Origin of the sequence: Mycobacterium talmoniae, from assembly GCF_001854525.1 — a bacterium.
Classification (GTDB): Bacteria; Actinomycetota; Actinomycetes; order Mycobacteriales; family Mycobacteriaceae; genus Mycobacterium; species Mycobacterium talmoniae.
On sequence record NZ_MLQM01000166.1, the window covers coordinates 1 to 12,078 of the forward strand.

9 protein-coding genes and 1 tRNA gene are annotated in these 12,078 nt (G+C 68.3%); 1 reads left to right on the plus strand and 9 read right to left on the minus strand.

Annotation, left to right across the window (positions count from 1 at the left end; all coding sequences use genetic code 11):
• Positions 1 to 15: 15 nt before the first annotated feature.
• From fadD1 to argS, 7 genes are all read right to left on the minus strand, one after another.
• Complete coding sequence (fadD1, locus tag BKN37_RS22005; RefSeq protein ID WP_071029084.1) at positions 16 to 1,641, minus strand: fatty-acid--CoA ligase FadD1; 1,626 nt, start codon at positions 1,639 to 1,641, stop codon at positions 16 to 18.
• A gap of 71 nt (positions 1,642 to 1,712) precedes the next feature.
• Entirely contained in the window at positions 1,713 to 3,632 is a 1,920-nt protein-coding gene (gene rho / locus BKN37_RS22010) for a transcription termination factor Rho (protein WP_071029078.1), read from the minus strand.
• A gap of 274 nt (positions 3,633 to 3,906) precedes the next feature.
• The gene (gene thrB / locus BKN37_RS22015; RefSeq protein ID WP_071029085.1) at positions 3,907 to 4,851 is read right to left on the minus strand and encodes a homoserine kinase; all 945 of its coding nucleotides are present in this window, start codon (positions 4,849 to 4,851) and stop codon (positions 3,907 to 3,909) included.
• An 11-nt stretch (positions 4,852 to 4,862) separates the two neighbouring features.
• Positions 4,863 to 5,945, minus strand: a complete 1,083-nt coding sequence (gene thrC / locus BKN37_RS22020) for a threonine synthase (protein WP_071029079.1) — start codon at positions 5,943 to 5,945, stop codon at positions 4,863 to 4,865.
• Positions 5,942 to 7,264, minus strand: coding sequence for a homoserine dehydrogenase (locus tag BKN37_RS22025; RefSeq protein ID WP_071029080.1), 1,323 nt, complete (start codon positions 7,262 to 7,264; stop codon positions 5,942 to 5,944). Before BKN37_RS22025 ends, thrC begins: the two co-directional genes overlap by 4 nt.
• 2 nt (positions 7,265 to 7,266) lie before the next feature.
• Positions 7,267 to 8,646 (minus strand): diaminopimelate decarboxylase, encoded by a 1,380-nt coding sequence (gene lysA, locus BKN37_RS22030; protein WP_242657327.1) that lies wholly within the window; start codon positions 8,644 to 8,646, stop codon positions 7,267 to 7,269.
• Positions 8,647 to 8,681: 35 nt separating this feature from the next.
• Positions 8,682 to 10,334 (minus strand): arginine--tRNA ligase, encoded by a 1,653-nt coding sequence (argS, locus tag BKN37_RS22035; RefSeq protein WP_071029082.1) that lies wholly within the window; start codon positions 10,332 to 10,334, stop codon positions 8,682 to 8,684.
• Positions 10,335 to 10,445: 111 nt separating this feature from the next.
• Here argS and BKN37_RS22040 point away from each other — a divergent pair.
• Positions 10,446 to 10,518, plus strand: a tRNA-Arg gene (locus tag BKN37_RS22040).
• Positions 10,519 to 10,723: 205 nt separating this feature from the next.
• Here the strand turns inward: BKN37_RS22040 and BKN37_RS29315 are convergent.
• Positions 10,724 to 10,885: a hypothetical protein gene (locus BKN37_RS29315; protein WP_158260331.1), complete on the minus strand. Its 162-nt coding sequence runs from the start codon at positions 10,883 to 10,885 to the stop codon at positions 10,724 to 10,726.
• A gap of 160 nt (positions 10,886 to 11,045) precedes the next feature.
• Entirely contained in the window at positions 11,046 to 11,651 is a 606-nt protein-coding gene (locus BKN37_RS22045) for a hypothetical protein (RefSeq protein WP_071029083.1), read from the minus strand.
• Between the last annotated feature and the right edge of the window lie 427 nt (positions 11,652 to 12,078).

A 12,078-nucleotide genomic window follows, 5' to 3' on the forward strand; every position in this document is an offset into this window, starting at 1 on the left:
CGCCGGTGCCGCGGGTCAGTGTGGGGGGCTGAGCTCCCCGACCGCTGACGGGGCGGTGCGGCGCCCCTCGACGGGGGTGTAGGTCCTGCGGTTGCCGTCGCGGGTCCACAGCACACCGCCGTCGGGCGTCGCACCGCGCGCGGTCAGTTCCCGCTTGAGGACCTTGTTGGTCGCCGTCGCCGGCAATGCATCGGTGAGCCAGACGTGCCGCGGCCACGCCTTGGGCGACAGATCGGATTGGCCGGCCAGGAAGTCGCCGAACTCTTCGGGGGTCAGCGCGGCGTCGTCGTGCAGCACGATGGCCGCCATCACCTGATCCCCCACCCGCTCGTCGGGCACCGCGTACACCGCCACCTGGCTGACCGGCTCCAGCCGCAGCAGGATCCGTTCGATGGGTGCGGTGGTCATGTTCTCGCCGTCGACCCGCAACCAGTCCCCGGTGCGGCCGGCGAAGTAGATCCACCCGTCGGCGTCGGCGTAGGCGAGGTCGCCGGACCAGTACATACCGTGCCGCAACCGGGCGTCGGTGGCATCCCGGTCGTTGTAGTAGCCGGAGAACATGCCGGCCCCGGTGGTGTTGACCAGTTCGCCGATCGCCTCGTCGGGGTTGGTCAGGCTGCCGTCCTCGGCGAATTCGGCGGCGACGCACTCGGTCACCGTGTCGGGGTGGTAGATGGCCACGCCGGGAAACGGTTTGCCCAATGCGCCAGGCGGGCAACCGTCCTCGCGGGTGACGATGATCGCGCCCTCGGTGGAGCCAAAACCGTCCCATACCGTGCAGTCGAAGCGGCGGGAAAACTCGGCGATGTCGCGATCGCTGGCCTCGTTGCCGAACGCGACCCGCAGCGGGTTGTCGTGGTCGTCGGGTTGTTCGGGGGTGGCCAGCACATAGGCCAGCGGTTTGCCGACATAGTTCAGGTAGGTCGCCCGGTAGCGGCGCAGGTCGGGTAATAGCCGGGACGCCGAGAACGTCGCGGGCACCATCGACGCGCCGCACCCCACCGCCACGCTCCACCCGGCCAGCAGCCCGTTGGAGTGGAACAGCGGCATCGACAGGTAGCAGATGTCGGATGCGCTCAGCTCGAATCGTTGGATCAGCGACGCACCGGCGAACGGCACGATCAGGTGCGGCAGCTGCACGGCTTTGGGGTCCCCGCTGGTGCCGGACGTGAAGATCATCATGAAGGTGTCGGTGGGCTGCACCTCGCGGTGCGGGACCAGGTCGCCGGCGTCGGCCAGCATCGTCGACCACTCGGCACCGCTGACATCGAGGATCCGCACGCCGGGCAGGTCCAGGCCGTCGAGCAGGTCGGCGTGCGCGGGATCGGTGAGCAGGATCTGGCTGTCCGACTTGCGGATATCGCCGGCCAGCGCGGCCCCGCGGCGGGTGTCGTTGATCCCGCACAGCACGTAGCCGCCCAGCGCGGCGGCCGCCATCGCGGTGAGCATCTCGGGGGTGTTGCCCAGCAGCACCCCGACGTGCAGCGGCCGGTCCGGGTCGGCGGCCTTGATCAGCGCGGCGGCCATGGCCGCGGCGTCGGCCAGGTGCTCACGCCAGGTCCAGACGCGCTCGCCGTACCGGACCGCCGGGGCGTCGTCGCCGACCCGTTCGCGCAGGAGTTGTTGCACCGTGTCTGCCACGGGCACCATTGTGGCCCAACGCACACGACGGCCCCCGACGCACTGGGTGCCGGGGGCCGTCGCCGGGTGTGCTAATCGATTTCGGCGCCACCCGGTGTCGTCTTGGACACCTGCACCAGGAACTCGTAGTTGTTCTTCGTCTTGCGCAGCTGGCTCATCAGCAGGTCGATCGCCTGATGCGAATCCAGGCCGGAGAGCACCCGACGCAGCTTGTGCACGATGGCGAACTCGTCCGGGGACAGCAGCAACTCGTCCTTGCGGGTGCCGGACGGGTTGACGTCGACCGCGGGGAACACCCGGCGCTCGGCGATCTTGCGGTCCAGCTTGAGCTCGGCGTTACCGGTGCCCTTGAACTCCTCGAAGATGACCGTGTCACCGGTGGACCCGGTCTCCACCATCGCGGTGGCGATGATCGTCAGCGAGCCGCCGTCTTCGATATTGCGGGCCGCGCCCAGGAACCGCTTGGGCGGGTAGAGCGCCGTGGAGTCCACACCACCGGACAGGATTCGACCCGAGGCCGGCGAGGCGTTGTTGTACGCGCGCCCCAGCCGGGTGATCGAGTCCAGCAGCACCACAACGTCCTTGCCCTGTTCGACCAGACGCTTGGCCCGTTCGATGGCCAGCTCGGCCACCGAGGTGTGATCCGACGGCGGCCGGTCGAACGTCGAGGCGATGACCTCGCCCTTGACCGAGCGCTGCATGTCGGTGACTTCTTCGGGCCGCTCGTCGACCAGCACCACCATCAGGTGGCATTCGGGGTTGTTGCGGGTGATCGCGTTGGCGATGTCCTGCAAGATCGTGGTCTTACCGGCCTTGGGCGGCGACACGATCAACGCGCGCTGGCCCTTGCCGATCGGCATGATCAGGTCGATGACGCGGGTGGTGAGCTTTTCGCCCGCGGTCTCCAGGCGCAGCCGCTGGTTCGGGTACAGCGGGGTCAGCTTGCCGAATTCGGGCCGCTTCTTGGCGTCTTCGACGGGACCACCGTTGACGCTGTCGAGGCGCACCAGGGGGTTGAACTTCTGCCGCTGGTTGGGTTGTTCCCCCTCCCGCGGCACCCGCACCGCGCCGGTCACCGCGTCACCGCGGCGCAGGCCGTTCTTGCGGACCATGTTCATCGAGACGTAGACGTCGTTGGGGCCGGCGAGGTAGCCGGAGGTGCGCACGAAGGCGTAGTTGTCCAGCACGTCGAGGATGCCGGCCACCGGCTGCACGACGTCGTCCTCGCGCAGTTCGGTGTCCCCGCCCTCGCCGGAGCGTTCGCCGCGGCGGCGGCGGTCCCGGAACCGGCGGCCCCGCCGGCCCTGACGGCCGTCACCGTCGTCGTCCCCGCCCCGGTTCTGCTGGTCACGCTGGCCCTGGTGGCCGCCGGAACCCTGCTGGTCACCGCCTTGGTCGCCGCCCTTGTTTTGGCTGCGCTCCTCGGTCTTGGCGTCCTCGGATTTGCGGCCCTCGGTCGCGGTGTCCTGGTCGTTGCGCGGGCCGGACTTGCCGGTGTCAGCCTGCTCGGCCTTGTCGCTCTTGTCGGCCTTGTCGGGCTTGTCGCTGGATGTCGGCTCACCGGCCGGCGATCCGGCGTCGCGGCTCGCACCCCGACGCGCCCGGCGCGGGGCGGTGCCCGACGGCGCCTCGGCCGGCGGGGTCGACTTGGTGTCGGCGGTGTCCGCCGACGGCTCCGGGGCGGGGCTGCCGGCGGGCGTTTCCGTGGCGCCGCCGTTGCTGTGGCCGGGGTTGGCGCTGCCGCCCGGGTTTTGGCGTTCCTTGATCGCCGCGATCAGTTCGCTCTTGCGCATGCCCGAGGTGCCTTTGACGCCAACGCGGCTGGCCAGCGCGCGCAGTTCCGGCAGCACCATCGCCGACAGCGCGACCTGCGGCGCGGCGGCGGTGTCAGCGCCCCCGGCAGCCGGCGTGGAAGTGTTTGTGGTCACGGAATCCGACAGCAGGCTGTCTTGGGTGCTGCTGCCAGCCGTGATGAGGTCCGTATCAGTCACGGATTTCCTTTCTTCCCTCGCTGGTTGTGTCGCGGCGAGGGGTTAGTTGCATTCAGCCAAATCGCCGAGTGCGTTCCACCATCTCCTGTGTTGCGGTGCTGACCCGCATCGGCGGCGTTGAATGGCGAACCGTCTCCACGAGAAGAATTTGGTGGTGTGTCCCAGTGACATCGCAGTATGAGTGCAGACGCAGATCCTGCGATTGCTGGACGGCTCCGAGAATAACCTGCTTCCGAGCGGGAAGCAAGGCATACCCTGCGCCGCGTGGCGCGCCTCAGCTCGGCACCACCACTCCCGAACTCCAGCGAACTCCGTCGCCGACGGTCATCTCGCGGACGGTAAAGCCCTTTGCCGCGCCGTACTCGACGACCTCGTCGGGCAACGCCGCAGCGGTACTGAGCGCAATCACCGCAGGTCCTGCACCGGAAAGTACCGCCGCGATGCCATAACGCCGCAGCAGCTGCAGGTATTCCGTGGACGCCGGGAGCGCCGCGGCGCGCTGCGGCTGATGCAGCAGGTCCTCGGTGGCGGCCAGCAACAGATCCGGCCGCTGGGTGAGCGCCACCACCAGCAGGGCGGCGCGGCTCACATTGAACCGGGCGTCGTGGTGGCTGACCTGTGCGGGCAGCAGTACCCGCGTCTCGGCCGTCGACGAGCGTTGCTCGGGAATCGCCGGGAACAGATGGATATCGGGGTGCAGCCGCAACGGCACCGCCCCGTACGCCGGCGGGGTGCGGCTGCCGTCGGTCCACGACACCACCGCGCCACCCAACACCGCGGCCGCGGCGTTGTCCGGATGGCCTTCGAACTCCGAGGCCAGCTGGATCAGCTCCATCTCGGTCAGCGGCGTCGTATCCACCTGCGCGACAAGACCATTGACGGCCGCCAGCCCGCCGACCACGGCCGCCGCCGACGAGCCCAGCCCGCGCGAATGGGGCACGACGTTGCGGCACCGCACCACCAGCCCCGGCGCCGCGACGCCCGCTGCCTGCAGCCCTCGCCGGATGCCTTGGACCACAAGGTGATCCGGGCCCAGCGACACCTGGCCGGCACCCTCGCCCTCGACCTGCACCACCAGGCCGGAATCGGCTGTTTCGACGATGATCTCGTCGTAGAGGCCTAGGGCCAGGCCAAGGCTGTCGAAGCCGGGTCCGAGGTTGGCGCTTGACGCCGCCACAACCGCACTCGCGGACAGCCCGGCCGGCAGAATCTGGGTCACCGACACCCCTTCTAGACCAGTCCCAACTTCGCAACCACGGCGACCGGGTCGACGGGCACCGGGGTCACGCTCGGCATGTCTTTGAGTGCGGTGTCGGGGTCCTTGAGGCCGTTGCCGGTGACGGTACACACCACCGTCGAACCGCGGGCCACCCAGCCGTCCTCGATGGACTTGAGCAGCCCGGCGATGCTGGCCGCCGACGCGGGCTCGACAAAAACGCCTTCGGAGCGGGCCACCAGGTGGTAGGCGGCCAGGATCTCCTCGTCGGTGGCGGCGAGGAAACGCCCGTTGGACTGCTGCTGGGCCTCCACCGCTTGGGCCCACGACGCCGGTGAACCGATCCGGATCGCGGTGGCGATGGTCTCGGGTTCGCTGACCGGTTCACCCAGGACCAGCGGCGCCGCACCGGCCGCCTGGGTGCCCAGCATGCGCGGCAGGCTCGCGGTGACGCCGTCGGCGTAGTACTCGCGGTAGCCCTTCCAATAGGCGGTGATGTTTCCGGCGTTGCCGACCGGCAGCGCATGCACGTCCGGGGCGGCGCCCAGCGCATCGACGATCTCGAACGCCGCGGTCTTCTGCCCCTCGATGCGCACCGGGTTGACCGAGTTCACCAGGGAGATGGTGGGGAAATCGGCCGCCATCTTGCGGGCCAGTTCCAAACAGTCGTCGAAGTTGCCGTCGATCTGGATGATCTTGGCGCCGTGCATCACCGCCTGCGCCAGCTTGCCCATCGCGATCTTGCCCTGCGGGATCAGCACCGCGCAGGTGATCCCGGCCCGCGCGGCGTAGGCCGCCGCCGACGCGGAGGTGTTGCCGGTGGAGGCGCACAGCACCGCCTGCTGGCCGCGGGCCACCGCATCGGTGACCGCCATCGTCATCCCCCGGTCCTTGAACGAGCCGGTGGGGTTGAGCCCCTCGACCTTGAGATGCACGGTGCAGCCGGTCTGTTCGGACAGCCGGGTGGCGTGGATCAGCGGGGTGCCGCCCTCGAGCAGCGTGATCGGGGTCCAGTCGTCGCCGACCGGCAGCCGATCGCGGTAGGCGGCGATCAAGCCCGGCCAGGGCTGGTGAATGGTTCTCGGGGCGGCGCTCACTGGCCGGTTCCTTCCAGTCGTAACACACTGGCCACCCGCTGTACCGCGTCCAAATCGGCCAGCGCGGCAACAGTTTCGGACAGCGCAGCCTCGGGGGCCCGGTGGGTGACCACCACCACCCGGGCGCCGACACGTCGGCCGTCCTCGTCGGCCACGCCCTCCTGGCGCACCTCGGCGATGCTGACTTCGTGTTGGGCGAATTCGGCTGCCACCGTGGACAACACACCGGGTTTGTCGGCGACGTCCATGCTGACGTAGTACCGGGTGACGATGTCGCCGATCGGCGCGATCGGCAGTTGGGCGTATTTGGACTCGCGCGGGCCGCGGCTGCCCTGCACCCGGTTGCGCGCCGCCATCACCAGGTCACCGGTCACCGCCGAGGCGGTCGGCGCCCCGCCGGCGCCCTGGCCGTAGAACATCAGCCGACCGGCGGCCTCGGCCTCCACCACCACGGCGTTGAACGCACCGTTGACGGTGGCCAGCGGATGACTCGACGGCACCAGGGCCGGGTAGACCCGAGCCGAAACCCGTTGCTGGCCTTCGGCGGTGGTGATCCGCTCGCAGATCGACAGCAATTTGATGGTGCAGCCCAGGGCACGCGCGGACGCCACGTCGTCCGGGGTGATGTTGCTGATGCCCTCGCGATAGACGTCGTCGGCGGTGACTCGGGTATGAAAGGCGATGGACGCCAGGATGGCGGCCTTGGCCGCGGCGTCGAAGCCCTCGACGTCGGCAGTGGGATCGGCCTCGGCATAGCCCAGCGCCCGGGCGTCAGCCAGCGCGCTGGCGTAATCGGTGCCGGTGGAATCCATCTCGGACAGGATGTAGTTGGTGGTGCCGTTGACGATGCCGGCCACCCGCCGCACCGTGTCCCCGGCCAGCGACTGGGTCAGCGGCCGGATGACCGGGATGGCGCCGGCAACGGCCGCCTCGAAGTACAGGTCGACGCGGGCCCGCTCGGCGGCGTCGGCCAACTCCCCGGTGGAGCGCGACAGCAGCGCCTTGTTCGCGGTGACCACGGACTTACCGTGTTCGAGCGCCAGCAGGATGGCCTTGCGGGCCGGTTCGACCGGCCCCATCAGCTCCACGACAATGTCGACGTCGTCGCGGGAGACCAGTTCCTCGATGTTGTCGGTGAGCAGTTCGGCGGGCACGCCCCGATCGGCGGCGACCCGGCGCACGCCAACGCCGCGCAGCACCAACGGCGCACCGATCCGGGCGGCGAGGTCATCGGCGCTGTCTTCGATGATCCGGACCACTTCACTGCCGACGTTGCCGAGCCCTAATACCGCGACACCGACCGGCTCCTCGTTTAACACGCTCACCTCACTTCCAGGCTCAGTAGGTCATCGACCGTTTCCCGCCGCAGCATCAGGCGGGCCCGACCGTCGCGCACCACCACCACGGCGGGACGCCCGATCAGGTTGTAACGACTCGACATCGAATAGCAGTAGGCGCCGGTGGCGGCCACCGCCAGCAGGTCGCCCGGCTGCACATCGTCGGGCAACCAGGCATCGCGGACGACGATATCGCCGCTCTCGCAGTGCTTTCCGACGATGCGGGACAGTGTGGGGGCGGCGGCGCTGGTCCGCGAGACCAGCCGCACGTCGTATTCGGCACCGTAGAGCGCGGGGCGGATGTTGTCGCTCATGCCGCCGTCCACGCTGACGTAGCGACGCTGCGCGGTGGCGCTCACCTCGACGTCTTTGACGGTGCCGACCTCATAGAGCGTGACGGTACCCGGACCGGCGATCGCGCGGCCGGGTTCGACCACCAGCGTCGGGGTGGGCAGGCCGACGGCCGCGGACTCGTCGCGCACGATGGCGCCCAGCTTGGTGGCCAGTTCGGCGATCGGCGGCGGATCGTCGTAGGGCAGATAGGAGATGCCCAGCCCGCCGCCCAGGTCGACGACCGACATCTGGGCGGTCTTGTCCACGCCGAACTCGGCGACCACGTCGTGCAGCAGCCCGATGACGCGGTGCGCGGCCAGCTCGAAGCCGGCGACGTCGAAGATCTGTGACCCGATGTGGCTGTGCAGGCCGACCAGGCGCAGGTGATCGGTGGCGAACACCCGTCTGACGGCCGCCATCGCGGCACCGCTGGCCAGCGACAGCCCGAACTTCTGGTCCTCGTGGGCGGTGGAGATGTACTCGTGGGTGTGCGCCTCCACGCCCACGGTGACCCGCACCAGCACGTCCTGCACCACACCGGCTTCGCCGGCGATGACGTCGAGGCGTTCGATCTCGGTCATCGAGTCCAGCACGATGTGGCCGACCCCCGCCTTGACCGCCGTCGTCAGCTCGGTGACCGATTTGTTGTTGCCGTGCAACGTGATCCGCTGTGCGGGGAATCCGGCGTGCAACGCGACCGCGAGCTCGCCCCCGGTGGCGACGTCCAGCGACAGCCCTTCTTCATCGATCCAGCGGGCGATCTCGCTGCACAGGAAGGCTTTGGCGGCGTAGTGCACGTTCGCGCCGCCGCCGAACGCGGCCGCGATGTCGCGGCAGCGGCCGCGGAAGTCGTCTTCGTCGATGATGAACAGCGGGGTGCCGTACTCGGCGGCCAGGTCGGTGACTTTGGCGCCGGCAATGCTGGCCACGCCGTCGTCGCCGCGAACGGTGTTGCGCGGCCAGACATTCGGCGCGAGCTGCCCGGTCTCCTCCGGGGTTTGCGGGCGCGGCGGCGCGCCCGGGTGCGGGATCTCGTCGGCGTGCCGGGGTCCGGCGGGATGAACGTTCACATCCGCTCCGGTGCGGTCACGCCCAGGATGCCCAGGCCGTTGGCGATGACCTGGCGGGTGGCCTGGCACAGCGCCAGCCGCGCGGTGTGCAGCTGGGTCGGCTCCTCGTCGCCTTGCGGCAGCACCCGGCACGAGTCGTAGAACCGGTGGTAGTCGCCGGCGAGGTCTTCCAGGTAGCGGCACACCCGGTGCGGTTCGCGCAGCGACGCGGCGGTCTGCAGCACCCGCGGGAACTCACCCAGGTTGCGGATCAGGGTGCCCTCCTTGTCGTGGGTGAGCAGCTCCAGGTGGTCGGTGTCCCCGATCAGGCCCAGTTCGGCGGCGTTGCGGGCCAGCGCCGACAGCCGCGCGTGCGCGTATTGCACGTAGTAGACCGGGTTTTCGTTGGACGCCGAGGACCACAGCGCCAGGTCGATGTCGATCGGGGTGTCCACCGAGGAGCGGATCAGGCTGTACCGGGCGGCGTCCACCCCGATGGCCTCGACCAGGTCGTCGAGGGTGATCACGGTGCCGGCCCGTTTGCTCATCTTGACCGGCTGGCCGTCGCGCACCAGGTTGACCATCTGGCCGATGAGCACCTCGACGGTGGCCGGGTCGTCGCCGAACGCCGCGGCGGCCGCCTTGAGCCGGGCGATGTAGCCGTGGTGGTCGGCGCCGAGCATGTAGATGCACAGGTTGAAGCCGCGGCTCCGCTTGTCCAGGTAGTAGGCCAGGTCGCCGGCGATGTAGGCCGGCTTGCCGTCGCTTTTGATGACCACCCGGTCCTTGTCGTCGCCGTAGGCGCTGGTGCGCAGCCAGGTGGCGCCGTCCTTCTCGTAGATGTTGCCCTTGTCGCGCAGCTGCTCGATGGCCTGCTCGACGCGGCCGGACGTGTGCATCGAGTCTTCGTGGGTGTAGACGTCGAAGTCGGTGCCGAAATCGTGCAGGGAGGCCTTGATGTGGGTGAACATCAGGTCGACCCCGATCGCGCGGAAGGTCTCGTGCTGCTGCTCGGCCGGTTGCTCGAGCGCGTCGGGGACCTCGGCGAGGATTTGCGCGGCGATGTCGGTGATGTAGCTGCCGGCGTAGCCGTCCTCCGGGGCGGGCTCGCCCTTGGCGGCGGCGATCAGCGAGTTGGCGAACCGGTCGATCTGGGCGCCGTGGTCGTTGAAGTAGTACTCGCGCACCACGTCGGCGCCCTGGGTGGTCAGCAGCCGGCCCAGCGCGTCGCCGACGGCGGCCCAGCGGGTGCCGCCGATGTGGATCGGGCCGGTCGGGTTGGCCGAGACGAACTCCAGGTTGACCTCGAGGTCGTTGAGCTTGTCGGAGTGGCCGTAGTTGGTGCCGGCGTCGAGGATGTTGGTGACCACGACGTTTTGCGCCGAGGCTTCCAGGCGCAGGTTCACGAAGCCCGGCCCGGCGGTTTCGGCGGCGGCGATGCCGTCGGCGTTGGCCAGCGCCTCGGCCAGCCAGCCGGCCAGCTCCCGCGGGTTGGCGCCCACTTTCTTGCCCAGCTGCAACGCCAGGTTGGTGGCGTAATCGCCGTGGTCAGGGTTGCGCGGGCGCTCGACGGTGACCGTCGCGGGCAGCGCGGCGGTGTCGAGGTCATGCGCGGCGAGGACCGCGGCGGCGGTGGCCTTGAGCAGTTCGGCCAGATCGGCGGGGGTCACGAGGCTCCATCCTATGGTCTGACGTGGTCAGGACCCGAATCCGTCCGGTTCTTTGATGGTGGGCGCCATGCGTTAGGCTGTCGGAGCCCACTGGCGCAGCTTCTTGCACGCGCCCCCGTAGCTCAGGGGATAGAGCGTCTGCCTCCGGAGCAGAAGGCCGCAGGTTCGAATCCTGCCGGGGGCACCCAACTAAGCAGCAGGTCATATGCGGTTTTTGGTCCGGCTACGAGTACCCGATGTGATCCGGCTGTTATTCGGCCCTCCCAGGACAGTTTGCTCGCTTTCAACCGCGAGACCCTGAGGGGGGACAAGTGAACAGCAACAACACCGAAGGTCCAACCACCGCCCTCAACGCTCCGCACTCGCGTCGCCGCAGCCTGGGCTAGGTGCTACTGGATGCCGAAACCGCCGCGGGAGTGCTCACCGCCGCCCGCGGTAGCCGCGCCAGCCAACTGGCCACGCGAATCGTCCAGGCCATCGCGTTCGCCGACCTGCCGGTCCAGCCAGGACGAGCGGGATGCGCAGCGGGTATTGCTGTCCCAGGCGGACACCGTAGCGCTGCGTGAGGCGCTGGCACTGGTCTGACTTGACCAGACGGAAGGACGCCCCAAGTTTGTTCCTGGGACGTCCTTTTGCCAGCAATCTCGCAGAAAACCGAAGAGTACACGGCGCCAGATGCCAGGTTCTTAATTCAGCATCAGGAATCAGCTTTCATTTGGCTCCCTTGCCCATTTGCAAGTCGTCGCCCCGTTTCCACCACCAACGGGGAATCCTTCTCCATCTCATGAGGGCCGACGCAAGTCGGTTTCCCGCAGCCAAGATGTATTCGGATGCAGGCAATGTGACCAGCCTCCAGATCAAGTCTGCCGAGCCCCACGGGACCAATGAGCGGACCACAACTTGTAACTCCAGTGGGTCATCACCCCGACCTTGGATCGCCTCCGCGGCGTATAGGGCCTCCATCAGGGCCCGCGTATCCGTTGTGCGTTGCTCCTCACCGAAGTGAGAAACGGCCTCCTCGAATAGCTTCTCGCCCCGCATTGCGAGGCGACGGTGTAGGGCTTGCTTGCTGCATTCGAGTTGGGCCGCCATCGCGTCCCATGGCATCCCGGCGCGATTAAGGATTACGGCAGTCAGCGCCTGGACGTTGGCGAGGAGGCGGTCCGGGTCACTGCCAATAGCTGGGACCGTGAGGCCGACTGGCATCGGACCTCCACCATCATCAGCCGCGAGGGTCAGGAGGAAACTCGCCAGCTCGACTGCCATCTCGTTGCGATATGCGATCGCATACCGCAGCTCTTGCTCAAGGGCGGTCATGCATAGAACTGTGACACAGCCGTCAACATTTTGTTGACAAGTTCGCTGGCATCGCGGCCAAGACTTGAGTGCAAAGATTCCACAACCAGCCGAGGAATGAACAGATGGGCCACACCGCCAAACCGATCTGCGGGCCAGTCAACCACGCGATTCTCTTTGGCCGAAGCACCACCGTTCACTGTTTCATCGCGCAGCTAGTCCTCGGCGCAGCAGCGTGGGATGGCGCCATGGCGGACGCTTGGCCCAAAGGGTTGTGAGGCGGTCAAAGTGCGGGTGTACTACTTCGATGATGCCGGTGACGATAGCGTCCCGTGGAGTGGTGGACTTCGGATCGGGCGTGGTTCACGCGTTGTGATCAACGAGTCATGTTGAACGCTAGGCGATTTGGTGTTGTTTGGCAAGGGCTGCCGCGGCGTGTTTTTTGGCG